Source organism: Streptococcus suis, assembly GCF_002960445.1.
GTDB lineage: Bacteria > Bacillota > Bacilli > Lactobacillales > Streptococcaceae > Streptococcus > Streptococcus hyiners.
Genome location: NZ_POJD01000079.1, coordinates 1 through 274, shown reverse-complemented (window position 1 = coordinate 274; position 274 = coordinate 1). Strand labels below are relative to the sequence as shown.

Sequence of the window (274 nt, the reverse complement as noted above, 5' to 3'; positions counted from 1 at the left end):
ATAATGATGAGCGTAGTTTTGAAAGTCAGTGAGGTTGGTCTGTTGGACGTGTAGGAGGAGAGCTAGAAAAATGGAAGGAAGAAAGTTCCAGCATCTATTTTCTACAAGTACAGCGAGATTCCGTTGCTAAAGAAAAAGCGACATATGAACTGACGGCACAGGTGACAAATCGAGAAATGCAGACTTTCCCGGTTTTAGCTGTGGTGAAGAATTTTAAAGAGCGAATATTTTTCTCCAGAGATGAGATTACTTCTGCTGCTGGTTTGAGATTAAA

Annotated in this window: 1 protein-coding gene; it reads right to left on the bottom strand. The window is 40.5% G+C overall.

Features of this window, described 5'->3' with window-relative positions; translation table 11 throughout:
- Positions 1-94 precede the first annotated feature (94 nt).
- The coding region (locus tag C1G53_RS13235) for a hypothetical protein (RefSeq protein ID WP_238139083.1) at positions 95-274 on the bottom strand (180 nt) is incomplete at its 5' end.